Below are 25,196 nucleotides of genomic sequence, written 5' to 3'. Positions count from 1 at the left end.
ATCAGATGGAGAAAAGACGGAAAAATAGAATTATTTTGAGTCGCAGATATAGCGACACTTGATTTAGGCGGAAAAAAACTGGAAGTTCACATTAAAATGTCAGGGTCTGACCCTGTGAAGTACACCTAAAAAGGATAAAGCAGCGCTAAAAGATCTATAAAAGAATTATAAAATCGGAAATAGAGTGGAAAGAGAGAAGAAAAAAAGCATCAGATATATCCAGGAGAAAGATCACCGGATATGCTGATGCTTGATTTGTTTTTCAGCCCATTTAAAATGGTGCGGATCTGTCAGGAGAATGTGCATGTGGGCGTATCATATAGATTGACTTTGGCGAGAAACAAGTGAGCGGAATACTTATTTCGCAGGTATTGCTTTTGTATTGCAGTGATCTTACTGAAGCAGTGGGATGCTACTTCTTATACCAGAATTTCTTACATTGCACTTTCGTTTTTCCATCTGGGGCATCCGCCATCCTTCCGATTTTGAATCTGTAATTTTTGGTCTTTCCGGCTGGAATGTTTACATTGTAGGTTTTGGTGGGCGTTGCAGTTTCATCCAGCGGTATCTCAAAATACATTGTTACCTTTGTAATGGTATAACTTGAAGTGTTTTGCATACGGGCAGTTATATACAGCTCTCCGGTGTTGGGATTATAATCATATCCCTTGTAGCTGACCTTGAGCTGGCTTAGCTTAGGGGTGGCTGACCGGTACCAGAACGATAAGCATTTTACCTTAGGTGATTTATATGGCTGCTGAGTCATTTTTCCAACATAAACAGTCTTGTTTACTGTTTTTCCGGGATTGATTGTTACACTGAAGGTCTGGGTTATGGTTCCATCCTCCATGATTGGGAGCTCATATTCCATCCTTACTTTTGTAATTGTGTAACTGGAAGTATTTTTCAGATTCAGCTTCAGATATAACTTTGCGGTATCGTTGTCATATTGGAATCCTCTGCAGCTTACTTTAAGCTGTTTGGCAGTTGGCTTGGAAGCAGCCAGTGTCAGCCTTGGAAAAAATGAAAGTACGGCAAATGCTGTCAGAAAGAAAAATACCAGATAGCTTCTGCGTTTTTTTATAAAGCGATCCTTCATACTCATAAAATCTCCTCCTTACATGATAATAATAGTTTCAGGCAAATATTATGACTTTTGGTACACGTAACGCTTTGCCCAAGTTTATTCTATAGTTACCATATAATAGGAAAGAGGAAATTTCTATTAACTAATGGTTAGTATTTTCATTTCAGTAATCTGTTTTTTGCTTCAGATCAATATTCTTACTGAAAAATACAGGATTCTTTTTCTGCTGAGAAAATGTAGGGGTCTAGAAAATGTAGAAGTCTGATCGCGTGAAGTACAATCAAAAGGGATAAAGCAGAGCTAAAAGATTTATAAAAATGCAAGAGTTTCCATGAATGAAAAAATGCCATAAAAGAAGGGTGAAATTGGATTATCATAAAAAATATGTTCTCCAAAAGGGTAAATTACTGATTGATAGATGAATTATTGAAAAATTATAAAATAATTTTATAAAAACAGCCAATAAAACTGGATAATCTACCCATTTTGTGGTACATTTAATAAGTAATACTTACGAACTTATTTATCTGGTTTTATTGGTTCTTTTTTTGAGTGCAGAGAAGGAGGGAACGGATAAGAGCGGATAATCATAAGGATATAATCTTAATCATAAGGAAGGTGAGCAATTGGAAAACTATACTAAGTACAAGCTGAAAAGCAGTGATGAACTTTCATCAGTGCTGAGCGGTAAGGACAATTTGTTTGTAATTGCCTGTAATAAGTGTTTCAAGGAATTTGAGACAGTTGACGAACCGGATTGCGATGAGTTCCTGAAATTTGCCGCAGCAGAGGGAAAAACTGTCACAGGTAGTGCGAAAGTTGATTTCTTATGTAACAAGATGCACACAGAGAGAAAATTACAGGATCTGATACCGGAAGGTACAGAGAATGTAGTAGTGATCTCCTGTGGTCTTGGTATTCAGACAGTTGCAGATCTGGCTGGTAAGCCGGTTGTTGCAGCAAGCAATACTCTGAATTACAGAGGACATCATGGCATGGCACTTACAAAGAAGAGCTGTGACGCATGTGCACAGTGCTATCTGAATATTACCGGAGGTGTCTGTCCTATCGTTGACTGTTCTAAGAGTCTTGTCAACGGACAGTGCGGCGGAGCTAAGAATGGCAAATGTGAAGTAGATCCGAATAAAGACTGTGCATGGGAGAAGATTTATCAGAGACTGGCAAAACAGGGTCGTCTCGAGGAATTCCTCAATCAGCCGGTACAGGTTCGCGATTTCTCTAAAGTTAATTTCAAAGTTATCAACGATTATGTGAAATCAATCAGAGATGACAGACTGAATGGATATTATGGTGGTGTTCATCCGTCAGAGCGCAAGGAATTAAGCGAGCATATCGCACTTAAGAGATTCCCTGAGCCGAAGACACTCGTAATCTCCATGTCACAGCATCTGGGCGCACCGGCGAACCCGATCGTTCAGGTAGGTGACACTGTCAAAGTCGGACAGAAGATTGGTGAAGCTGCCGGATTTATCAGTGCTCCGGTACATTCCAGCGTAAGCGGAACCGTAGTTGCTGTTGAGCCTCGTATGCATGGCACAAGAGGCAGTGAAGTGATGGCTGTTGTTATTGAATCGGATGGAAAAGATACTCTGCACGAATCCGTACAGCCACATGGTGATCTCGACAGCCTGACTCCGGATGAGATTATCGACATCATCCGTGAAGCAGGAATCGTTGGTATGGGTGGCGCAGGTTTCCCGACATGTGTCAAACTGAAACCGGCGAAACCGGTTGATACCATTCTCCTCAACGGATGTGAGTGTGAGCCGCTTCTTACAGCTGACCACAGAGTTCTTCTTGAGTTTGCAGATGACATCATCTTTGGTCTGAAAGCAATCCTTAAGACAACAGGTGCCGAGAAGGGTATCATCGTTATCGAGGATAACAAGCCGGATGCCATCGAATTAATGCAGGAAAAAGTTGCCAATATCGGAAATATGGAAGTATTTGTTGCAAGAACCAAATACCCGCAGGGCGCTGAGAAAACTCTCATCAAGCGCGTTATGGGCAGAAAGGTTCCAAGCGGTGGTCTTCCGGCAGATGTTGGTGTTGTAGTAGATAATATCAGTACCGTAAAAGCAATCTCCGATGCGATCCAGAAAGGTATGCCTCTGGTTGAGCGTGTTGCAACTGTAACAGGCGAGAAGATTAAGAACCCGGGCAACTTTATCATCAAGATCGGTACCAGCGTAAAAGAGCTGATCGATTACTGTGGTGGATTTACAGATGATGATGTACTTGTTAAGATGGGTGGACCTATGATGGGATTCCCTCTGAGTACTCTGGAAGTTCCTATGATGAAGGGCTCCAACGGTATTATCGCGATCGATACAGACGAGACGAAAGAGCAGCCATGTATCAAGTGTGGACGTTGTGTGGATGTATGTCCGATGGAACTTTCTCCACTGTATTTCGTGAAATATGCGAAGGAAGAGAACTGGCAGGCTATGAAAGACATGAGCGTTATGGATTGTGTTGAGTGCAGATGCTGTCAGTATATCTGTTCTTCCAAGATTCCGATCATTAACAGTATCAAAGCCGGAAAAAATGCAGTAAGGGGGATGAAGTAATATGTTAATAACCCAGTTAAAAGCAAAAGAAACTATCACATCACTGACAGCTGGAAAGAAAGTTTTCATCATTAACTGCCATGGATGTAAAGAAGTTCGTTTTCCGGAAAAAGAAGCTGTTGAACTTCAGAAGGAGCTCTCCGCTGAAGGAAATGTGACAGGAATTATGACAACGGATTATATCTGTAATCCGGAAAATATGCAGTTACGTCTTAAGAAACATATGGATAAGATCAAAGAGTCTGATCTTGTTTTAGTATTCTCCTGTGGTGTTGGTGTACAGACCATTTCAGAATATCTGGATGACAAGAAAGTATGCGCAGCCTGCGATACATATCCGGTACCTGGTTTCCAGGGCGTGACACCGTTAGAATATAAATGTGATCAGTGTGGTGAGTGTTATCTGAACCTTACCGGCGGAATCTGCCCGATCACAGCATGTTCCAAGAGTCTTGTAAACGGCCAGTGCGGCGGTTCCAAGAATGGCAAATGCGAAGTGGACAGCGATATGGAATGTGGATGGGAGCGCATCTACAGACGTCTGAAAGAGATCGGACGCCTTGATCTGCTGAAATGCCCGACACAGATTCATAATTTCGCAACAGATGATGATGTGAAATAATATAGAAGCATAAGTTACGATACTGTCCACTTAGAATTGCAGCGCGGATTTATATACAGGGCATAAGACCAGAATATTTGAGCATTGTATGAGTATTGCAGATATGCTTTGTAGCTATGTTTTGTGGAATGTATATAAATGGAGTGGACAGTATTCAAGATTAATTATATTGATTGGAGTAATGTACAATGAAAATGAAAGAATTATTCGATCGTGGTGAATTTGTAGTTTCTGCAGAGGTGGGACCGCCAAAAGGAATCCATGTAGATGAGCTGGTAGAAGAAGCCAAAACTTATCTCAAAGATGTTCATGCAGTTAACGTAACAGATAACCAGTCTTCTGTTATGCGTCTTGGATCTCTTGCTATGTGTAAGGTTCTTAAGGATGCCGGTATGGATCCGATTTTCCAGCTTGCATGCCGTGACAGAAACCGTATCGCTCTGGAATCTGACCTTTTAAGTGCAGCAATGCTTGGTATCGAGAATATTCTCTGTCTGACAGGTGACCATACAAAGATGGGTGACCACCCACAGGCAAAACCGGTATTTGACCTTGATTCCGTATCCCTTCTTCACACAGTGAAGCTTCTGGAATCCGGTGTAGACCTTGGGGGAAATGAATTGGTTGGTGAGCCGCCTAAATTCTCCAAAGGTGCTGTTGTATCTCCATGCAGCGATTCCGTTGATGCACAGCTTGCAAAGATGGAAAGAAAAGTTGCAGCAGGTGCAGATTACTTCCAGACACAGGCTGTATTTGAGCCGGAGAAATTCATCAAATTCATGGAGAAAGCAAAACAGTTCGGAAAACCGGTACAGGTTGGTATCATCATTCCGAAATCCGCTGGAATGGCTAAATTCATGAACAACAACGTTGCCGGTATCCACGTTCCGGATGAGATGATCGAGGAACTCAAAGCTGACAAAGAAAAGACAAAAGCAGGTATCACAGGTGTTGAGATCGCTGCACGTATCATCAAAGAGTGCAAGCCATACTGTCAGGGTGTACATATCATGGCACTTGGCTGGGAATCCAAGATCCCGGATCTGCTGAAACTGGCTGAGATCTGATTTTTACGAGGAAATTAGCCGAATCTGTTATCTGGTATAGGACCAGATAGAGAAAGCGGATTACAAATATCCGCCAGACATTGAGATTATAAGGTAATGAACTGAGATATATCATAAAAAGTACATGAGGAGCTGCCCTGTTCACATATGAAAATGTATGTGGACGGGCAGCTTTTTGTATTATATCTTTATTGTTCACTCTGTTTGCAGCAAGACACTTTGTAATGTAAAAATATGAATCTCTTTGTGCAAAACCTAAGGAGTATTGTATATCACGGAATCGTGAGAACAGTAATTTTTAGCATTTTGATGATTGACAAATTTATTCTTCAAGTTTATAATAGGCGGCAGAAAAGATAAGAAAGACCAACACGCTGAAGAGAAGAGTACGCTGAGAAACGTTACAGAGAGAAATGCATTTTGGTGCAAGCATTTTATCGCGAACCAGCCGAAGACCACCTCTGAGTGACTTTAATACAGTCCGGTGATTCCGTTACCATCAAATGAAGTGGTTCTGATAAAACAGAACAATCGGGGTGGAACCGCGAGTATATGATATCTCGTCCCCTACAGTATTTAACCGTACTGTAGGGGATTTTTTTATTTCTTTCTTTTGCCCCTTTGCAGTACAAAAGCACCGGCAGAATTTTTTTAAGGAATTCTGCTATATATTTTGGATTGGCATGCTGTACTATAAGTCAGTGTGCATCTGAAAAATATAAAAACAAATTATAAAAAGGAGATAATGACCATGATCGTAACATTAAAAGACGGCTCAAAAAAAGAATACGCCGAAGCTAAATCAGTAATCGACATCGCTTACGACATCAGCGAGGGACTTGCACGTGCAGCCTGTGCAGGAGAAGTAAACGGAGAAGTTGTTGACTTAAGAACAGTTCTTGACAGTGACTGCGAATTAAACATCCTCACAGCCAAAGATGAGAAAGGACTTGCAGTTCTTCGTCATACAGCATCCCACGTACTTGCTCAGGCAGTACAGACCTTATATCCGGATGCAAAGGTTGCTATCGGACCTTCTATCGATACCGGATTCTACTATGATTTCGACTGTCCTCCATTTTCCCGTGATGACCTGGATGCAATCGAAAAAGAAATGAAGAAGATCATCAAAAAAGGCGCAAAAATCGAGCGTTTCGCAAAATCAAGAGAAGACGCTATTGCATACTTTAAAGAGAAAAACGAGCCATATAAAGTAGAACTCGTAGAAGACCTTCCGGATGGAGCAGAAATCTCCTTCTATTCTCAGGGAGACTGGACAGATCTCTGTGCAGGACCTCACCTTATGAGCGTAAAAGGTGTGAAAGCATTCAAGCTTCTCTCTTCTTCCAGTGCTTACTGGAGAGGCAGCGAAAAGAACGCAATGCTGACACGTATCTACGGAACAGCTTATGCTTCCAAAGATGAACTGAAAGAGCATCTTGAGCAGATGGAAGAAGCAAAGAGACGTGACCACAACAAACTTGGCCGTGAGATGAAAATCTTTACAACTGTAGATGTAATCGGACAGGGACTTCCGCTTATCATGCCAAACGGTGTCATCATCATGCAGGAACTTCAGCGTTGGATTGAAGACGAAGAGACAAAACGTGGCTATGTAAGAACTAAAACTCCATTAATGGCTAAGAGTGATCTTTACAAGATTTCCGGTCACTGGGATCATTACAAAGACGGTATGTTCGTCCTCGGAGATGAAGAAACAGATAAAGAAGTATTTGCACTTCGTCCAATGACATGCCCATTCCAGTACTATGTATACAAAGCTGAACAGCACAGCTACCGTGACCTGCCACTTCGTTACGGTGAAACATCTACTCTGTTCCGTAACGAGGATTCCGGCGAAATGCATGGTCTGACACGTGTACGTCAGTTTACGATTTCTGAAGGACATCTGATTGTAAGACCAGACCAGATGGTGAAAGAGTTCAAAGACTGTATCGCACTTGCTCAGTACTGTCTGCAGGTTCTCGGCGTAGAAGAAGATGTAACTTACCATCTTTCCAAATGGGATCCGAATAACAGAGAAAAATATATTGGTGCACCGGAAGTATGGGAAGAGACAGAAGGCCATATCCGCCAGATGCTTGAAGAGCTGAATATTCCATTTACAGAGGATGTCGGAGAAGCTGCATTCTACGGACCTAAGGTTGATATCAACGCCAAGAACGTATACGGAAAAGAAGACACAATGATCACAATCCAGTGGGATGCTCTTCTTGCTGAACAGTTCGATATGTACTATATCGACGAAAACGGCGAAAAACAGCGTCCATACATCATCCATCGTACATCCATGGGATGCTATGAGAGAACACTGGCATGGCTGATTGAGAAATATGCAGGTATGTTCCCAACATGGCTTTGCCCGGAACAGGTTCGTGTCATTCCGATTTCCGAGAAATTCCACGACTATGCTGCCAAAGTTGAAGCACAGTTAAAAGAAAACGGAATCCGCTGCTCCGTTGACCAGCGTTCCGAAAAGATGGGCTACAAGATCCGTGAAGCACGTCTTGCAAGAGTTCCATATATGCTCATCGTTGGTGCTAAAGAGGAAGAAGAAGGCAAAGTTTCTGTAAGAAGCCGTTACCTTGGCGATGAAGGAACGAAAGAACTTGACGACTTCCTCGCAGCAATCAAAGAAGAAATCAAGAATAAGACTATCCGTAAGATTGAAGTTCAGGAAGAGAATAAATAATTTGTAACTACAAGTATTGTATTGTTACGAAGAGGAAAGCAGGGACTAAAAACAGCCCCTGCTTTTTCTTATTATTGTTAATTTCAAGTATCGGGGCATACTCATTAGATGGTGTAAAATGCCAGCGTAAACGTGACGTTATTGAGCGTGAATATGCTTAAAAGACAAGATATTGTTACTGTTCACTGGTAATATCCCGCGAGGTGTTTTTTGTGAGCGAAGGTCACCTACAGAACCTGCCACCGGCAGCTTCTTACGGATGCCTGGCAACAGAAAACCCGAGACATACCGCGCGAATTTATGCCTCAGGCATAAATTCTGTGCATCGCGTAGCGTGTTACTGGGCACGGAGTGAACAGTAACAAGATATTCGGTACGGCTTTACATCAAATATAATTGACAAATAGTTTGAGGATGCTTACAATAGCAGATAAGTGGTCTCTGCCGGATTGCAGTAGTGAATAAACAGAAGTTGACTTAATGAGAGCAGAGTGAATCAAACAGGAAAGGAATTAGACAAATGAGCAATTGGGAAGCAAACGTCCGTAAAGTAATACCATATACACCAGGTGAGCAGCCAAACCAACCGGATATGATCAAATTAAATACAAATGAGAACCCATATCCTCCGGCACCTGGAGTGGAGAAAGCACTTAAAGGTATGGATACCGATACCATGAGACTTTATCCGGATCCGACAGCGGGAGATCTGGTACATGCGATCGCACAGAATTATCATTTAAAAGATGAGCAGGTTTTTGTGGGAGTAGGATCTGATGATGTTCTTGCCATGAGTTTTCTGACATTCTTTAACTCAGAGAAGCCGGTTCTTTTTCCTGATATTACCTATTCTTTCTATGACGTATGGGCAGATCTGTTCCGTATTCCATATGAAAGACCGGCTCTGGATGAGAACTTTCATATAAAGAAGGAAGACTATTTCAAAGAAAACGGCGGAATCGTTTTCCCGAACCCAAACGCGCCGACAGGTGTGGAAATGCCATTAGAGGATGTGGAAGATATCATCCGTCATAATCCGGATGTCATTGTTATTGTGGATGAAGCATATGTGGATTTCGGCGGTCAGTCAGCACTTCCATTGATTGAGAAGTACGACAACCTTCTGGTTGTGCAGACATTCTCCAAATCACGTTCCATGGCAGGTATGAGAATTGGCTTTGCATGCGGAAATGAGAAACTGATCAAATTCCTGAACGATGTGAAGTATTCTTTCAATTCCTACACGATGGACCGTACAGCACTTGCAGCGGGTGTGGCAGCAGTGGAGGACAAGGAATACTTTGAGAAAACATGTAATAAAATCATAGAGACGAGAGAATGGACAAAGAAAGAATTAAAGGCGCTGGGATTCTCCTTCCAGGATTCCAAGTCTAACTTTATCTTTGCCACTCATGCAACCTGTCCGGCAGCGGAGCTTTTCGAAGCACTGAGAGAGCGGCATATTTATGTCCGCTATTTCCCGAAGGACAGAACTGATAACTTCCTTCGTATCACGATTGGAACAAAGGAAGAAATGCAGAAGTTTATTGATTTTCTGAAGGATTATCTGAAATAAAATTTAGGAGGTTTTAATGGAAGCACTGGTACATTGGTTCTCGCAGAATCTGTCACAATATATTTCGCCGGAGGGAGCGGTTTTTCTTATTTCCATGATTCCGCTTCTGGAACTCAGGGGAGGGCTTTTGGCAGCGTCTCTTCTGAAGATTTCTGCGGTAAAGGCGATTCCATTATGTATTGTGGGAAATATCATTCCGATTCCGTTTATCTTGTTATTTATCAAGCAGATTTTCAAAGTGCTGAAAAAGACAAAGATTTTCAGAGGATTGATCATAAAATTGGAAGACCGTGCGATGAGAAAAAGTGATCAGGTGAAGAAATACGAATTCTGGGGCCTGATGCTGTTTGTGGGAATCCCTCTTCCGGGAACAGGAGCATGGACCGGATCACTGATCGCGTCACTTCTGGAGATTGATATTAAGAAATCATCTCTGGCGATTCTTTGTGGAATCATTATGGCAACGGTGATTATGTATATCGTTTCTTACGGCTTGGTGGGAAATCTGGTACATTAACCGAATCAGGCAAGTCCGTCGCTAAGCCCTTTCTGATAAACCGCAAAGCAGTTATTCGATATAGAGTCACGTAGCGGATGATTTTATCTGCTTGATTAAAAAAGTAGTTCAACTGTTTAGTTTAACAGAAGAACTACTTTTGGTTTTTTTACAGTAATTTACGTTTCAGCATATCCGCATTGGAAGCAAAATTCAATGCGGTTTCTTTTGTTATTTTTTTCTGTTTGTAAAGTTCCAGAAGGCTCTGGTCCATGGAGCGCATATGCTCATGCGCCGAGGAGGCGATAACCCCATCAATTTGATGTACTTTGTTATCGCGGATCATATTTCTGATCGCCGGATTGAGGCGCATAACCTCGAAGACAGGAATCGTATGTCCATTCACATCCGGGACAAGCTGCTGGGAAATAACAGCCTGCAGTACCATGGACAGCTGGATGGAAATCTGTCTCTGCTGGGCTGGCTCGAATACATCTACGATACGACCGATCGTGTTTGCTGCTCCGGTGGTGTGAAGACTGGAGAGAACGAGATGTCCTGTCTCGGCAGCAGTCATGGCAGTCTGGATCGTCTCGTAATCACGCATTTCCCCAAGGAGAATCACATCCGGGCTCTGGCGCAGGGTAGCACGCAGGGAAACCAGATAACTCTCCGTATCGGTGCAGATTTCTCGCTGACTGACGATGCATTTGTCATGCCGGTGCAGGTACTCAAGCGGATCTTCCAACGTAATGATATGTCCTTCACGAGAGTGATTGATACGGTCAATGATACATGCGAGAGTGGTGGATTTACCACTTCCGGCAGGACCGGTGACAAGCACCATTCCCTTGGAAAAATCAGCAGCCGACATGACATCTTCCGGAATATTGAGAACATCCGGATCAGGCAGTTCAAATGCGATTACACGGATCACTGCCGCCAGAGAGTCACGCTGACGATAGGTATTGACACGGAAACGGGAAAGACCTGGGATGGAGAAGGAGAAATCGTCATCTCCTGTATCCAGAAAATGGTCGAAATTCCTGCCATTTGCCATCTGATAGATATGGCGTAATAAATTTTCGGTATCATCAGGCATCAGGCGTTCGCCATGCGAAGTCAGTTTTCCGTCAATCTTAAAAGAAAGCGGACGGCCTGCAATGATAAAAATGTCAGACGCATGATTCGTAGTTGCGTAAGATAAATATTCTGGTATGGTTTGTTCTGTCATTTAGTATCTCCTTTGTAAACTGGCTGTTTCGTATCCGGATTCCAGTTGGCTGTGCTGATAGTCTTCCAGGTAAGAAGCTCCGGTGTGAGGTTGTCAGAATCCGAATCTGAAGAAGTATCGGGGGCAGATTTTGAAGAAGTATCGGAATCTGATTTTGGGGAAGACGTTGAAGTCCCGGACATATCGAGGAAAGCTGCCTTGTATGGGAATTTAATTTCTATATAAATAGCCTGTTCATCCGAAAAATCTGCCGTAAATGATAAAATCTGTATCTGGGAATCCCAGGTGACATCAGGATACTGTTCAACAATGGAGGCCATTTTTGAATCATAATCCTGTGATGTCTGGCTGTCTTTAAAGGCCTTTTTTGCGTAGTCAGCGATTTCCTGATATTTTTGCGTTGCAGACGAGCAGGCTTCATAGTAGGCGGTAGTCTGATCTAGCGTAAGCTGGCTTGTCTGCAGGTCCTGCCTGGAAGTGCCAAGAGTCAGGAGAGACAGGATCACCAGACAAAGAACAGAGAAAATAATGCACATGGATGGAATTCCCATGGAGAGAAAAGAACTTCTTTTTTTGCTCATGACGGATTATCCTTTCTTGCGATAAGAGGAAATGATATGGAAAGATGATACAGATTTTTGTTTGCCGAGTTATAAAAATTCAGATCAGCTGTTTTAGTGTAATCAGCAACTATAAGCTGTATGCTCATGTTATATTCGGCAGAAGTTTTATCGCAGGAGTTCCATTCTCTGTCATAGTAATAATTTAACAGATAAGATTCCACAGGTGAATTTATCCTGGAATTTTTTGAGGCATTTTTTGTTTTGCCGACAGAAGCGTCTGTCGCTGAAGAAATTGAACTGTCAGAATCAGAGCTGATTGTGCCGTCAGAATCTGAGATTTCAGAATCAGAGACATTTGCAGCTGTTTCAAAAATCTGTGAAAAAGAAGAAAGTTCTCCGTCCCATCCTTCTAAAGCCTCTCCGGCACAAGTGGCAAGCTCCTGGGTATGGTTGAGCTCTCTGGCCTCCTGACGTTGTGTTTTTGCTGCCGCAAAGATTCTGACGCAGGCAGTACAGGTAAGTGCCAGAATCAAAATGGAAAGGATCATTTCCATCAGAAACAGGCTGGATCTGGAATGCGAAGTTAATTTTTGCATACGATAAAATCCTCCTTTAGTTGAAGCCTGAAGGTGCACCGGAATGAAGAAGCAGAGAACTTCTGTTTCCGTCAGAATCTTCTAAAGTAATACGGTAAAAGTCCCCGGATTCCTGCTCTATCTGAAAATCATTAAGACTTGCGATATCAGTCCCCATCTGGGCAGAAGGAGTGTTGCCGGCAGCAGTGAAGAGCTCTTTGAGGTGCTGATCTTTCAGATAAATATAGGTAACATATGGCGTGTCATTCACTGTATCGGTCATGCACAATGCAGGAGATCCGTCAAGTGTGTCAATGCTGATAGTTTCAGAACTGTCATGCTGGCGGAATTTTGCCGTAATATAGGCAGAGGCAGTATAGAGGTTGTTATTTACCTGAGTTCCGGCCACTGCGGTACGGTAAGCCTGAGCGGAAAAAAGAAGCATCATCAGCAGAAAGATCAGAAATAATCCCAGCAATGCAATTGTAAAAAGATTATCTATCGGGTGTCTGCGGCGGTCAGACTGATTCATGAGATTCCTCCTTTCCCGGAAGAGAGAACCATCACACTGACAGATGGCAGAAGATTGGAACCATTTGGCATATATTCCACTACAAATTTGTCAGTGTCATAGGAAATGTGGTAATCCCGGAGCAATTCATCAAGACTCTGTGGATAATGTCCGGTCAGAGCATAAGTATGAATGGCACCCTGTTCCAGAGCCTGGCGCAGAGAAGTCTGCTCCCGGGAGATCGTTTCCCTGCCTGCATAGGAGATTCCCAGATAAAAAATAAGGCAAAGAACAGCTAATACAATGACAGGGAGGAGACCACGCAGCTTCCTGCCGGCCCTTGTACGTCCTGTTTCGAATAAATCCATAGCAATCACCTCACACAACGATCTCTGAAAGAATTCCAAGTAAAGGCATCATTACGGAAAAAAGAACCAGCCCTACCAGAAGTGAGAACACGATAACGATGGTAGGCTCTACAACGGAGATAATATTTCCGGTCGTAGTAAGTGATGCCTCGCGGTATCGTCTGGCAAGTCTGTTCATTACTTCATCAGCCTCACCGGCACGAAGTCCCACGATGATCAGGCGGGCATTCAATCCCTCAAAGAGTCCTGATTCAGAAAGAGCATCCTCGAAAAGCATGCCATCTTCGAGGAGTTTACATGCCTTAGCAGTCTTTTTTCTGATTGCCGGCTGTGAGAGAAGATCCTGTGCCATTTCCAGAGTGATGATATGATCAAGACCGCTGTGGATTCCCATGGCGATGGCCTGAGTCAGACGTGCATAGTCTGTAGCGTTGGCGATTTCTTTTATGTAAGGCAGTCTGCCGGAAATCTGGCGCAGCCATATACGTCCTTTTTCAGTGAAAAAGAGAGCGGCAAATCCGGCTAATATGAGAAGTACGAGAATGAGAAGGACGGCAGAGTACCGGCTGATCACATTTCCGGCATTTAAAAGACCATTGGAAAAGCGGTTCATCTCCAGACCCATCTGTTGGAAAACCTGTTGAAAGACCGGAAGTACTTTCACCAGAAGGATTACGATAACTGCGCCCATCATGGCAAGCATGAGCAGAGGATAGGTGATGGCACTTTTGATGTTCTCGGATATTTCTATTTCCTGCTCGTAATGATCGGCAAGACTTTTCAGAACTTCATCCAGGCATCCGGTTTCTTCGCCGATTTTTATATAGGAAATCATAGAATCAGGGAAGTATCCGGAATTCTGTAATGTCTGTGCGAAGGAACCATTCTGCTCGAAATCATTTAATAATAGTTGGAAGAAATCTTTGCTTCGCTGAACACGACTGTCCTCAAGCATCAGTGAGAGTCCCTCTGCACAGGAAATACCGGAGTGCAGAAGGATGGAAAACTGTTCGCAGAAATGAAACAGTTCCCGGTTGGTTAATTTGTTGTTTTTTTGACGCATAAAATGCCTCCTGTTAACGTGTAAACTGAACGCTGTAATTATCATCGTCCCCTATGTATTGCTGAATAGTTTCTTCATCCTGACTGTTGGAATCGAAAGTCGGATCCATGCGCGACCAGGAGTCACCGCTGAATTCAACAGCTTTATCAACCCATCCTTTGGAGCGGATATAGACATTGATCCAGGCATGCTTAACGGTGCCTGCATATCCAATCTGTAGTTTGCAGGGAATGTCACGTGCTCTGAGCATGGCTGTGGTCAGGGCAGCATAGTCAAAACAGATTCCTTTTTTGGATTTCAGGGTTGCATCCACATCGGGCAGGTAACCGGCCTCGACATTGTCGGCCAGATCATAATCGTAGGTAAGATTCCGGACTACATAGTTGTAAATGGCTGCGAGGGCATCCACATCGGAAGTATCCTCAGAGACAATGGAGAGAGCCAGTTTGCTGAACTCGGAATCCGGAGTGAAATTTACGTATTGATTCGGATAAAGGAATGGAAGAAATTCATTCTTCAGGCTGACTTCCAGTGTATCTGCGAAGAGAGCGGCGTATTGGGAACCGTCAATCTGCTGATAACAGCATACCTGGTAAGTGCCGCTTCCGGCGGAAAAAGGGATAACAGCGCTTTCTCCCGGACTTATAAAGTAGGAATAAACGACACCTTCTTCGGTGGTGAGCTGCACATTCATTTTCTGATCATTGGAATCTGAGATGGCAGTGAGGTATCCCTGCCCGGTATTCGAAATATCCAGAATCAATGGTGATGCACCCAGAGTCTTCTTCCCGGGAGCCTCCGGTACGAGAACCTGAAGCGGAGAATAAACAGGTGGTTCATCGGAATTTCCGGAAGAACCACATCCGGTCAGAATCAGAAGAAAGATAAGCATCAGTGCAATAAAGGGGCGGATATGAGAAATCCGCATTTGCATTCTCCTTTTTTGGTTATGATTGTATATCAGTTTTTGTCTCATATGTTATGAAGACAGGAACAAAGGGGTACTCATACAGACAGGAATGCCCCATTTGACCTTGATATCAACAGTATATCAGATTTGCGAAAAAAGAAAACGAGAAAATAATAAAAAAAATGGTGAAAATATTTAATATTTTATTCATAAAGGTTGACAAAATACGGAAAAAGGTAATATACTTATCGTATAAAAGGCAAACCTGTTGAAAGGCAGGGACGCAAAGCCAGGGGTCTAAGGTCTTAAATTGACTATGATAGCCGGTTGCCGCATTAAATTCAGATTTTGTGATGTGATTTCAGAGAATAAGAGAGAAGCTGACGATATGTTGGCTGGTTGTTGTTGGGAACAGAGTGAACAGTGACAGCTGATTGTGTGGTGACCGTTTATATTATCAGAATATGAACGGCTTTTATATTGCAGAAAATTATTTTGTAATGTTTCTATATAAAAAGCTTTCCGGGCAGGATTCTTTCTTATATTTTCAGAGGTACATTCACATAGGTGCATAATCAGAAAGGATGTGTAAAGATTATGAAGAAGAAAATAGTTGAATTATTAAAGAAGAAAAAAATAGCAGCAGGGCTTACCGCGGTAGTGCTCGCAGTTGCAGTAGGCGGGGTGGCTGTCGTACAGCAGAATCAGATTCCGGAACTGCCGTCCTATACAGACCCGATCATGGAGACAAATATTGATGAGGAAGAAACACCACTTGCTTCTCAGCCGAAAGTAAACACCAAGACAAGCAAGAGTACTTCTACCAAGAAAGTAAAAATGAAGAAAGCTGCAACGAAGTCTTATACAAAAGCTCTTCCGGCAACATCAACAACAGCAAAGAAGACATCTGAGACTTCAAATGCAACAGTTGTAACTCAGACAACAGTTGTAAAGCGTGTTACAGAGAAATACACAAAGAAATCCAAAGTTAAAGTTGTTACCACAGCAGCAACTACAACAGTTACTACTACCACAACTGAAAAAGGAGCTGCAAGTTCAGGAGCAACAGTTGCTTCATCAGGCAGCAGCAACAATTCTGTAAAGGGCAGCATCGATGTAGGTCAGTATGCATCAAAGGCTGACAGCCGTGTACTTACAGCATACAGAACTCTTGGATTCACAGCAGAGGTAAATCCGTCTGTTTCTTATTCCGGATATTATGACACACGTAACAGAAAGATCACTCTCAGAAAATTAGATGACACAATTTATCATGAGTTAGGACATTTTATAGCATTTATTTCCGGTAATACCGATCAGACAGCTGAATTTAAAGCAATCTACAGTCAGGAGAAGGCTTTATACACAGCATACAACAAATCTTATGTTACACAGAACAGTTCAGAATATTTCGCAGAGTCATTCAAGGAATATACACTGAACCCGGTTGCATTGAAATCTGCAAGACCTAAGACTTATGAAGCAGTAAAGAATGCAGTAGATAAGTTTACAGATGACCGTATTTCAAAAGTACAGAAGATATATAGTGTTGTCTGGAAATAAATAAGCATTTCCTTAATAAACTTTATACCTGATATTATTCCAGAATCCAGAGGCATCGAGGTGCCGCTGGATTTTTGGTTTTACTTTTATATCGAAACAGGAACTTTTTTGACGTTAAAATTGTCTTGCCAGGAAATACGTTTTGGAATAATATAGTATTGTCAGAACCGTAGAAGATGTGCTAAGATAAATGTGAACATTGTGGCTTTGGACGCTGCCATAATCTGATTACTGTGCACAGAGTGAACAGTAACATAATCTGATATTCATGTCGTTTCGGACAGATTATCCCATTAACTGTTATAGAAAAAGAATGTAGAACAACATCCATAAGAAACACTATTAAGAAAAATTGCGGAGAAACATTAATAAGTAACATTGTTAAGAAAGACCATTAAGATACATAAGAATTTGAAAAAACCAATCAAAATAATTGTGACTATTAATTTTTGGATAAAAAGGCAGAGGATTATTTTATGAGAGAAAAGTATGAATCATTATCACTGGTAACTTTAAAAGAATTGGCAAAGGTCAGAGGGTTAAAAGGGGTTTCTGCATTAAGAAAACCAGAGTTGATCGAGAGAATGCTTCACGAAGATGAACTGGAGAATACTTCAAAATTACAGGAAACAATGCAGGAAAAGCCGCAGGAAGAAGATATTGCCGACAGTGCGGGCGTAAATGAAGAACCACAGCAGTATGCCAGACCGCAGCAGCACATCAGACCGCAGACGTATATCAGACAGCAAGACCGCCAGCCGGAGAGCATGCAGGATAGAAATCAGGAACGTCAGGATCGTCAGCCGGAAAGACCGCAGTATCATGCTCCATCAGAGACAGCGCAGCTTGACAGCGGAGAACGCGCAGATGGAATCCTGGAGGTACTTCCGGACGGATATGGGTTTATCCGTTGTGAGAATTATATGCCGGGAGAAAATGATATTTATGTATCACCTTCTCAGATCCGCAGATTTAACCTGAAAACAGGAGACATTATCAAAGGAAATATCCGTATTAAGACACAGGGTGAGAAGTTCAGCGCTCTTTTATATGTCACTTCCATCAATGGATTCCATCCAAGTGAAGGTCAGAAGCGATATAATTTTGAGGACATGACGCCGATTTTTCCAAACGAGAGACTTAAAATGGAAAGACCGGGTGGAACAGTTGCGATGAGAATCGTGGATCTGATCAGCCCTATCGGTAAAGGCCAGAGAGGTATGATCGTATCTCCTCCGAAAGCAGGTAAGACAACTCTTTTAAAAGACGTTGCCAAATCGATTCTGCGAAATAATCCGGACATGCACCTGATCATTCTTCTGATCGATGAACGTCCTGAAGAGGTTACGGATATCAAAGAGGCGATTCGTGGTGATAATGTAGAAGTTATTTATTCTACATTTGATGAACTGCCAGAACATCACAAACGTGTATCTGAGATGGTTGTAGAGCGTGCGCGCCGTCTGGTAGAGCACAAAAAGGATGTTACGATCCTGCTTGACTCTATCACAAGACTTGCAAGAGCATACAACCTGATCATCCCGCCAAGCGGAAGAACCCTTTCCGGTGGTCTTGACCCGGCGGCACTTCATATGCCTAAGAGATTTTTTGGCGCTGCGAGAAATATGAGAGAGGGCGGAAGTCTTACGATTCTTGCGACAGCGCTGGTAGATACAGGAAGTAAGATGGATGATGTAATCTATGAAGAATTCAAGGGAACCGGTAATATGGAACTCGTTCTCGACCGTAAATTACAGGAAAAACGAGTATTCCCGGCTATTGACATTCAGAAATCCGGTACGAGAAGGGAAGACTTGCTTCTGTCCAGAGAAGAGCAGGAAGCCGTATACATTATGCGAAAAGCTCTCAACGGTATGAAGTCTGAAGATGCAGTCGAGCAGATTCTGAATATGTTTGCACGCACCAAAAATAATGAAGAGTTTGTACAGACAGTCAAGAAGCAGAAATTTATTTAGAAAATTTTCGCCGTATTCTTAAAGATACCCCCCCTCCTGATAAACTGCGGAGCAGTTATTCGGTGTAGAGCCACGCGGCGAAAGCGGATGATTTTATTCGATTGACCAGTTTCGTGCAAAAACACTTCACGGGATAACCAATGAACAGTAATTACAAAATCTCTAAAAAATATATTAAATAAATTTTAAAATATCTTGCATTCTACAGGACAATATGTTATACTCATAAAGCTGTTTAATAGTAAATTCGTCAAATGAATACGAATAGAAAATAGAATCTTTACAGAGAGGTGAAAATCATGAGAGAAGGAATCCATCCTAATTATTATCAGGCAACTGTAACCTGCAACTGTGGAAACACATTTGTAACAGGATCTACAAAACAGGACATCCACGTAGAAATCTGCTCTAAATGTCATCCATTCTATACAGGTCAGCAGAAAGCAGCTCAGGCTCGTGGACGTATCGATAAGTTCAATAAGAAATACGGCCTGAACAAATAATCAGAATATAGTAGAAATTGAGAAGGTTGAGGTTGGGAAATCTCAACCTTTCTTGTTTTCTGGAGAAGTTGTAAAAGAGTTACGCTTCATTTAGAAGTCTGGTAGCGCGAAAGTTTCTCTGAAATAAGAAAAACCTTCTTAAATTTCTTTCGGGAGAAAAGAATGAGATCATCAAATATCGGTGGTCAGGCTGTAATGGAAGGTATTATGATGCGTCATAAAGACAAATATTCCATTGCTGTCCGAAGACCAGACAATGAGATTGAATTAAAAGTAGAAGACTACAGATCTGTACTGGGAAATGCGAAATTTCTCAAGTACCCGTTGATTCGTGGCGTGGTCAGCTTCATTGATTCCCTTGTAGTCGGCACGAAGTGCCTGATGTACTCTGCCGAGATTGCGGGAGATGAAGAGGATGAAGAAGATGCAAAAGCAAACGCAGCACTTTCCGATGAAGAGCGTGAGGCGAAGAAAGCCAAGGAAGATAAGCAGTTTAAATGGCTGTTATATGTGACAGTCGCGATTTCAATCATAGTATCGATTGCGGCATTTATGTTACTGCCATATGCGCTTGCAAGTCTTTGCAGGAAAGTCGGTGCTTCAGAGTTCGTAGTTACCGTAGTGGAGGCATTTGTGAAACTGGCATTATTTATGGGATACATGCTTCTGATTTCCAGAATGAAGGATATTCAGAGAACTTTCATGTATCACGGCGCAGAACACAAATGTATTAACTGCGTGGAACATGGACTGCCGCTTACCGTAGAGAATGTCATGGCAAGTTCCAGACAGCATAAACGCTGCGGAACAAGCTTTCTGTTTCTGGTTATGCTTGTCAGCATTTTCCTGCATTTTATTTTTGTACTGGTTCCGGTTTACTGGGTGAGACTCTTTGGAAGACTACTCATGGTGCCGGTCGTTGCCGGAATTTCATTTGAGATCATCCAGTGGGCAGGCAGATCAGACAGCAAGATTGCTGATTTCTTCAGCAAACCAGGTCTGGCAATGCAGAAACTGACAACTAAGGAACCGACAGCAGATATGGCAGAAGTTGCAATCAAGGCTGTTGAGGCAGTCTTTGACTGGAGAGCATATCTGAAAGAAGAGTTTGGCGTTGAGGTTGAACCTGAAAATGTATCTGGGAATAAAGTTTCAGAAAATGCTGCTCAGAAAAAAGCAGAGTGAGAAATAATATAAATTTTGTATATTATAAGGAACAGTGCCAATAATGATTGAAATATTTGAACAATAAAGAGAAAGGTATGACTCCATGAGCAGTGAAACTCTGACAGGGTTATTAAAAAAAGGACAGAATATCCTTGCGAAGGCAGGGATTGGGGAAGCCGGGCTGGATGCCTGGCTCCTTCTGGAATATACCACAGGAAAAAGCCGGGCGTATTATTTTGCACACGGAGAAGAGAATGTCTCAGAAGAGACTGCTGATCAATATCTGAAACTGATTGGCAGACGTGCTGAGCACATACCGCTGCAGCATCTGACGCATCAGGCTTTTTTTATGGGATATGAATTTTATGTAAATGAAAACGTGCTGGTGCCGAGACAGGACACGGAAACTCTGGTGGAAGCGGCACTTGAATGTGCGAAGACAGCAGAAGCCGACAAAGAGCTGCATATACTGGACATGTGTACAGGATCAGGCTGTATCCTGATAAGCATTCTGAAAGAAATGCCAAAGGCCTGTGGAACAGGCGTGGATCTGTCAGAACTGGCACTGGAAGTGGCAGAGCGAAATGCCCGGACACTGGAGGTGGCTGACAGAGCTGAGTTTATACAGAGTGATCTGTTTTCTTCTGCTTTTTTTAAGGAGAGGCAGGAATGTATACAAAATGGTTCAGATACAGATAAAGTGCAGACGGTGAATTCTGGAATGCAAAACATAGTACATGAAGCGGGCGTTTCGGCAAAAGATATAATAAAATATGCTGAACATAAAAATAGCAATGGAAATCATAGCATAGCTTATGATATGATTATATCAAATCCGCCATATATTCCTACCGCAGAGATTGAAGGGCTGATGGAAGAAGTGAGGCTTCATGATCCGCGAATGGCTCTGGATGGCATGGAGGATGGTCTTTATTTCTACAGGACCATCACCAGACAGGCAAAGAATTATCTTGCCCCGGGTGGCTGGCTCTTATATGAGATCGGATGCAGCCAGGGAGAAGATGTGGCTGACCTTTTACAAAAAGAAGGCTATGAAGATATTGAGATAAGGCAGGACCTTTGCAGGTTGGACCGCGTGGTTCTTGGACGAAAGAAACTACAGGAGGAGAAATATGTTTGATAAATTAGACGATCTGCTCATTCGCTTTGAAGAAGTGCTTAATGAGCTTGGAGAGCCTGGTGTTACAGATAATCAGGAGCATTTTCAGAAGCTGATGAAGGAACAGAGTGACCTGCAGCCAATCGTAGATGCTTACCGCGAGTATAAGAAGAATAAAGAGACGATTCAGGATAGTCTTTCCATGCTTGAGGAGGAGAAGGACGAAGATATGCGTGAGATGCTCAAGGAAGAGTTATCTGATGCGAAGAAGAATGTAGAGGAACTGGAGCATGAACTTAAGATCCTGCTTCTGCCGAAGGACCCGAATGATAACAAGAACGTTATCGTTGAGATTCGTGCAGGTGCCGGTGGAGACGAGGCAGCTCTTTTTGCAGCGGAGATTTACCGTATGTATGTAAAATACGCAGAATCCCGCCGCTGGAAAACAGAGATGATGAGTCTTAATGAGAACGGAATCGGTGGTTTCAAGGAAGTAACATTCATGATCACAGGTGCGGGCGCATATTCCAGACTGAAATATGAGAGCGGTGTGCATCGTGTACAGCGAGTTCCGGAGACAGAATCCGGCGGACGTATCCATACCTCTACATGTACAGTTGCGATCATGCCGGAAGCGGAGGAAATCGACTTCCATCTGGATATGAATGACTGTAAATTTGATGTATTCCGTGCATCAGGAAATGGTGGACAGTGTGTCAATACTACAGACTCTGCGGTACGTCTGACTCATATCCCGACAGGAATCGTTATCTCTTGTCAGGATGAGAAGTCACAGCTTAAGAACAAGGATAAGGCGCTGAAAGTCCTGCGTTCCCGTCTGTATGAGATGGAGCTTGCAAAACAGCATGACGCTGAGGCTGAGGCAAGAAGAAGCCAGATCGGAACAGGTGACCGTTCTGAGAAAATCAGAACTTATAACTTCCCACAGGGACGTGTGACTGATCATAGAATCAAACTGACACTGCACAGACTTGAGAATATTTTAAATGGTGATCTGGATGAGATTATTGACAGTCTGATCGCAGCAGACCAGGCAGCTAAGTTAAGTAACCTGCAGGATGAAGAATAGATTTTGGGGAGAAGGTAAACAGGAGGAAAATATTTATGCAGAAAACAGCACTTGTAATTATGGCGGCAGGAATCGGAAGTCGTTTTGGAAAGGGAATCAAACAGCTTGCACCGGTAGGACCGTGCGGAGAGATTATCATGGACTATTCTATCCATGATGCACTGGAAGCTGGATTTAACAAAGTAGTATTTATTATCCGCAGGGATCTCGAAGAGGAATTCCGCAAAGTAATCGGTGAGCGTATCGAGAAGATTGTAGAAGTAGAATATGTATTCCAGGAACTTGATGATCTGCCGGAAGGATTCACCAAACCGGCTGACCGTACGAAACCATGGGGAACCGGCCAGGCCGTACTTGCTGCAAAGAAAGTACTGGATGAGCCATTTATCGTAATCAATGCAGATGACTACTATGGAAAAGAAGCCTATGTAAAAGTTCATGATTATCTTATTCAGGAACAGCCAAAAGACGGCAGGATTCATATCTGCATGGCTGGTTTCAGACTTGGCAACACATTAAGTGATAACGGAAGTGTTACAAGAGGAATCTGCAACATTGAGAATGGACAGCTTACAGGTGTGGATGAAACACATGATATATTTAAGACTGCTGGTGGCGCTGAGGCAAGAAACACAGACGGAAGCGTACGAAAACTTGATGTAAAGAATCTGGTTTCCATGAACATGTGGGGTCTGACCCCGGACTTTATGGAAATCCTTGAGAAAGGTTTTGTAGAATTTTTAAGCAGACTGGCTCCGGATGATATTAAGAAAGAATATCTGCTTCCAATCCTGGTAGACCAGCTGATCAAGAACGGCAGCGCCAGCGTGGATGTCCTGGAGACAAAGGATACCTGGTTTGGCGTAACTTATCAGGAAGATAAAGAAGCAGTGATGGAAGCATTTAAAAACCTCACAGATGCAGGTGTATATCCGCAGGGACTTTATAAATAAAAAAGTAACTGCAATGGCAGAGGGCTGAATAGTTGTAAAAAAGATAAATGTATACAACTGTGTGAGTAAAAGGAGAGTTATATTATGGGAAAATATTTTGGAACAGATGGATTTCGAGGAGAAGCTAATGTCAAACTGACAGTAGACCATGCGTTTAAAGTAGGACGTTATGTAGGCTGGTATTACGGAAGAGACCATAAGGCCAAGATCGTAATCGGTAAAGATACAAGAAGAAGCAGCTATATGTTCGAGTATGCACTTGTTGCAGGTCTGACTGCATCCGGTGCAGATGCATATCTTCTTCATGTAACGACTACTCCGAGTGTTTCCTATGCAGTACGTACAGAGGATTTTGACTGTGGAATCATGATCTCTGCAAGCCACAATCCATTTTATGATAATGGAATCAAGCTCCTTAACGGCAATGGACAGAAGATTGAAGCAGAGGTAGAGGCAAGAATCGAGGCATATCTTGATGGTCTGATCGAGGATCTCCCTCTGGCAACGAAAGAGGATATCGGACGTACCGTAGACTTTGCTTCCGGAAGAAACCGTTATATCGGACATCTGATTTCTATTCCAAGCCGTGATTTTAAGGGAATCAAGGTAGGTCTTGACTGTGCAAACGGAAGTTCTTCCGCTATCGCAAAGAGTGTATTTGATGCACTTCAGGCAAAGACTTATGTGATCAATAATCAGCCGGATGGTACAAATATCAATACGAACTGCGGTTCTACTCATATTGAAGTACTTCAGAAATATGTGGTGGATAATGGCCTGGATATCGGTTTTGCCTATGATGGTGATGCTGACCGCTGTATCGCAGTCGATCACAAAGGAAATGTGATTGATGGTGATAAGATCATGTATGTATGTGGAAAATATCTCAAAGAGCAGGGAAGACTAAATGGCAACACGGTAGTAACAACTGTTATGTCAAACCTTGGTCTGTATAAATCTCTGGAAAGAGAAGGCATGAAGTATGAGCAGACTGCCGTAGGTGATAAATATGTTGCCGAGAATATGATGGAGAATGATTACAGTCTTGGCGGTGAGCAGTCCGGACATATCATTTTCAGCCGTTATGCCGCAACGGGTGACGGAATCCTTACTTCTCTGATGGTGATGGAGGCATGTGTAGAGAAGAAAGCAACTCTGTGTGATCTCGCAAAAGAGATGAAAGTTTATCCACAGCTTCTGAGAAATGTGCGCGTAGCAGATAAAAAGACGGCAAGAGAGAATCAAAATGTGGTTAAAGTTGTAAATGAAGTTGCCAAGAGTCTTGGCAGCGATGGACGTATCCTTGTACGTGAGAGTGGTACAGAGCCACTGATCCGTGTTATGGTGGAAGCCGGAACTGATGAGATCTGCCGCGAGAATGTTGAGCGAGTAGTGAAAGTAATGGAAGCAGAAGGTCTGATCGTTGACTGATCTGCAGGCAAAGGAAT

Annotated in this window: 22 protein-coding genes, 1 riboswitch and 1 other annotated feature; of the genes, 14 read left to right on the top strand and 8 right to left on the bottom strand. The window is 42.7% G+C overall.

Translation table 11 applies throughout. From position 1 onward, the window contains the following. Positions 1–412 precede the first annotated feature (412 nt). Positions 413–1,105, bottom strand: coding sequence for a hypothetical protein (locus ACTNC0_RS07400; protein WP_441086900.1), 693 nt, complete (start codon positions 1,103–1,105; stop codon positions 413–415). 608 nt (positions 1,106–1,713) lie between these two features. On the opposite strand from ACTNC0_RS07400, the gene rsxC reads away from it, so the two are divergent. The 6 genes from rsxC to ACTNC0_RS07370 all read left to right on the top strand — a co-directional run bounded on the left by rsxC (position 1,714) and on the right by ACTNC0_RS07370 (position 10,173). Further along, entirely contained in the window at positions 1,714–3,678 is a 1,965-nt protein-coding gene (gene rsxC / locus ACTNC0_RS07395; protein ID WP_117674331.1) for an electron transport complex subunit RsxC, read from the top strand. 1 nt (position 3,679) lies between these two features. Then, entirely contained in the window at positions 3,680–4,300 is a 621-nt protein-coding gene (locus ACTNC0_RS07390) for a methylenetetrahydrofolate reductase C-terminal domain-containing protein (protein WP_117844161.1), read from the top strand. Between the two features lie 188 nt (positions 4,301–4,488). Beyond that, entirely contained in the window at positions 4,489–5,367 is an 879-nt protein-coding gene (locus ACTNC0_RS07385; protein ID WP_117674333.1) for a methylenetetrahydrofolate reductase, read from the top strand. A 365-nt stretch (positions 5,368–5,732) separates the two neighbouring features. Continuing rightward, positions 5,733–5,938 (top strand) — a binding site (T-box leader). A gap of 180 nt (positions 5,939–6,118) precedes the next feature. After that, positions 6,119–8,080 carry a threonine--tRNA ligase gene (thrS, locus tag ACTNC0_RS07380; protein WP_441086899.1) on the top strand — a complete coding sequence of 654 codons (1,962 nt, stop codon included), beginning with the start codon at positions 6,119–6,121 and terminating at the stop codon, positions 8,078–8,080. Between the two features lie 520 nt (positions 8,081–8,600). Beyond that, the gene (gene hisC / locus ACTNC0_RS07375) at positions 8,601–9,656 is read left to right on the top strand and encodes a histidinol-phosphate transaminase (protein ID WP_441086898.1); all 1,056 of its coding nucleotides are present in this window, start codon (positions 8,601–8,603) and stop codon (positions 9,654–9,656) included. A gap of 16 nt (positions 9,657–9,672) precedes the next feature. Beyond that, positions 9,673–10,173: a COG2426 family protein gene (locus ACTNC0_RS07370; RefSeq protein WP_441086897.1), complete on the top strand. Its 501-nt coding sequence runs from the start codon at positions 9,673–9,675 to the stop codon at positions 10,171–10,173. 148 nt (positions 10,174–10,321) lie between these two features. On the opposite strand, the gene ACTNC0_RS07365 is transcribed toward ACTNC0_RS07370, so the two are convergent. The 7 genes from ACTNC0_RS07365 to ACTNC0_RS07335 are packed head-to-tail and all read right to left on the bottom strand — an operon-like array spanning position 10,322 to position 15,394. Next, on the bottom strand, positions 10,322–11,386 hold the full coding sequence (locus tag ACTNC0_RS07365) for a type IV pilus twitching motility protein PilT (protein WP_441086896.1): 1,065 nt from the start codon (positions 11,384–11,386) through the stop codon (positions 10,322–10,324). Beyond that, positions 11,383–11,967 (bottom strand): hypothetical protein, encoded by a 585-nt coding sequence (locus ACTNC0_RS07360; protein ID WP_441086895.1) that lies wholly within the window; start codon positions 11,965–11,967, stop codon positions 11,383–11,385. The genes ACTNC0_RS07365 and ACTNC0_RS07360 overlap by 4 nt, the downstream gene beginning before the upstream one ends. Next, positions 11,964–12,545: a hypothetical protein gene (locus ACTNC0_RS07355; protein ID WP_441086894.1), complete on the bottom strand. Its 582-nt coding sequence runs from the start codon at positions 12,543–12,545 to the stop codon at positions 11,964–11,966. The genes ACTNC0_RS07360 and ACTNC0_RS07355 overlap by 4 nt, the downstream gene beginning before the upstream one ends. 16 nt (positions 12,546–12,561) lie before the next feature. Beyond that, the gene (locus ACTNC0_RS07350) at positions 12,562–13,056 is read right to left on the bottom strand and encodes a DUF4860 domain-containing protein (protein WP_441086893.1); all 495 of its coding nucleotides are present in this window, start codon (positions 13,054–13,056) and stop codon (positions 12,562–12,564) included. Then, positions 13,053–13,403, bottom strand: a complete 351-nt coding sequence (locus ACTNC0_RS07345) for a hypothetical protein (protein WP_441086892.1) — start codon at positions 13,401–13,403, stop codon at positions 13,053–13,055. The genes ACTNC0_RS07350 and ACTNC0_RS07345 overlap by 4 nt, the downstream gene beginning before the upstream one ends. A gap of 10 nt (positions 13,404–13,413) precedes the next feature. Then, a complete protein-coding gene (locus tag ACTNC0_RS07340; RefSeq protein WP_441086891.1) occupies positions 13,414–14,466 on the bottom strand; it encodes a type II secretion system F family protein in 1,053 nt (350 codons plus the stop codon). A 13-nt stretch (positions 14,467–14,479) separates the two neighbouring features. After that, positions 14,480–15,394 (bottom strand): transglutaminase domain-containing protein, encoded by a 915-nt coding sequence (locus ACTNC0_RS07335; RefSeq protein ID WP_441086890.1) that lies wholly within the window; start codon positions 15,392–15,394, stop codon positions 14,480–14,482. 230 nt (positions 15,395–15,624) lie between these two features. After that, positions 15,625–15,711: riboswitch (cyclic di-GMP riboswitch) on the top strand. A gap of 262 nt (positions 15,712–15,973) precedes the next feature. On the opposite strand from ACTNC0_RS07335, the gene ACTNC0_RS07330 reads away from it, so the two are divergent. The 8 genes from ACTNC0_RS07330 (at position 15,974) to glmM (ending at position 25,179) form a co-directional block, all read left to right on the top strand. Then, the gene (locus ACTNC0_RS07330) at positions 15,974–16,939 is read left to right on the top strand and encodes an anthrax toxin lethal factor-related metalloendopeptidase (protein ID WP_441086889.1); all 966 of its coding nucleotides are present in this window, start codon (positions 15,974–15,976) and stop codon (positions 16,937–16,939) included. A gap of 476 nt (positions 16,940–17,415) precedes the next feature. Continuing rightward, on the top strand, positions 17,416–18,915 hold the full coding sequence (gene rho / locus ACTNC0_RS07325) for a transcription termination factor Rho (protein ID WP_441086888.1): 1,500 nt from the start codon (positions 17,416–17,418) through the stop codon (positions 18,913–18,915). A 299-nt stretch (positions 18,916–19,214) separates the two neighbouring features. Beyond that, complete coding sequence (gene rpmE / locus ACTNC0_RS07320) at positions 19,215–19,418, top strand: 50S ribosomal protein L31 (protein WP_020993628.1); 204 nt, start codon at positions 19,215–19,217, stop codon at positions 19,416–19,418. A 162-nt stretch (positions 19,419–19,580) separates the two neighbouring features. After that, positions 19,581–20,603 (top strand): DUF1385 domain-containing protein, encoded by a 1,023-nt coding sequence (locus tag ACTNC0_RS07315; protein WP_441086887.1) that lies wholly within the window; start codon positions 19,581–19,583, stop codon positions 20,601–20,603. Positions 20,604–20,688: 85 nt separating this feature from the next. After that, positions 20,689–21,726, top strand: a complete 1,038-nt coding sequence (locus ACTNC0_RS07310; protein ID WP_441086886.1) for a N5-glutamine methyltransferase family protein — start codon at positions 20,689–20,691, stop codon at positions 21,724–21,726. Then, positions 21,719–22,795, top strand: a complete 1,077-nt coding sequence (gene prfA / locus ACTNC0_RS07305) for a peptide chain release factor 1 (protein WP_117674340.1) — start codon at positions 21,719–21,721, stop codon at positions 22,793–22,795. Before ACTNC0_RS07310 ends, prfA begins: the two co-directional genes overlap by 8 nt. Before the next feature lie 35 nt (positions 22,796–22,830). After that, on the top strand, positions 22,831–23,748 hold the full coding sequence (locus ACTNC0_RS07300; protein WP_441086885.1) for a nucleotidyltransferase family protein: 918 nt from the start codon (positions 22,831–22,833) through the stop codon (positions 23,746–23,748). Positions 23,749–23,832: 84 nt separating this feature from the next. Next, positions 23,833–25,179, top strand: a complete 1,347-nt coding sequence (glmM, locus tag ACTNC0_RS07295) for a phosphoglucosamine mutase (protein ID WP_117674342.1) — start codon at positions 23,833–23,835, stop codon at positions 25,177–25,179. The last annotated feature ends 17 nt before the right edge of the window (positions 25,180–25,196 follow it).

This window comes from Blautia sp. HCP3S3_B11, assembly GCF_052064435.1.
In the GTDB taxonomy this organism is placed as follows: Bacteria; Bacillota; Clostridia; order Lachnospirales; family Lachnospiraceae; genus Blautia_A.
Note: the sequence above shows the minus strand (reverse complement) of the source record. Positions and strands in the feature narration are given on the sequence as shown.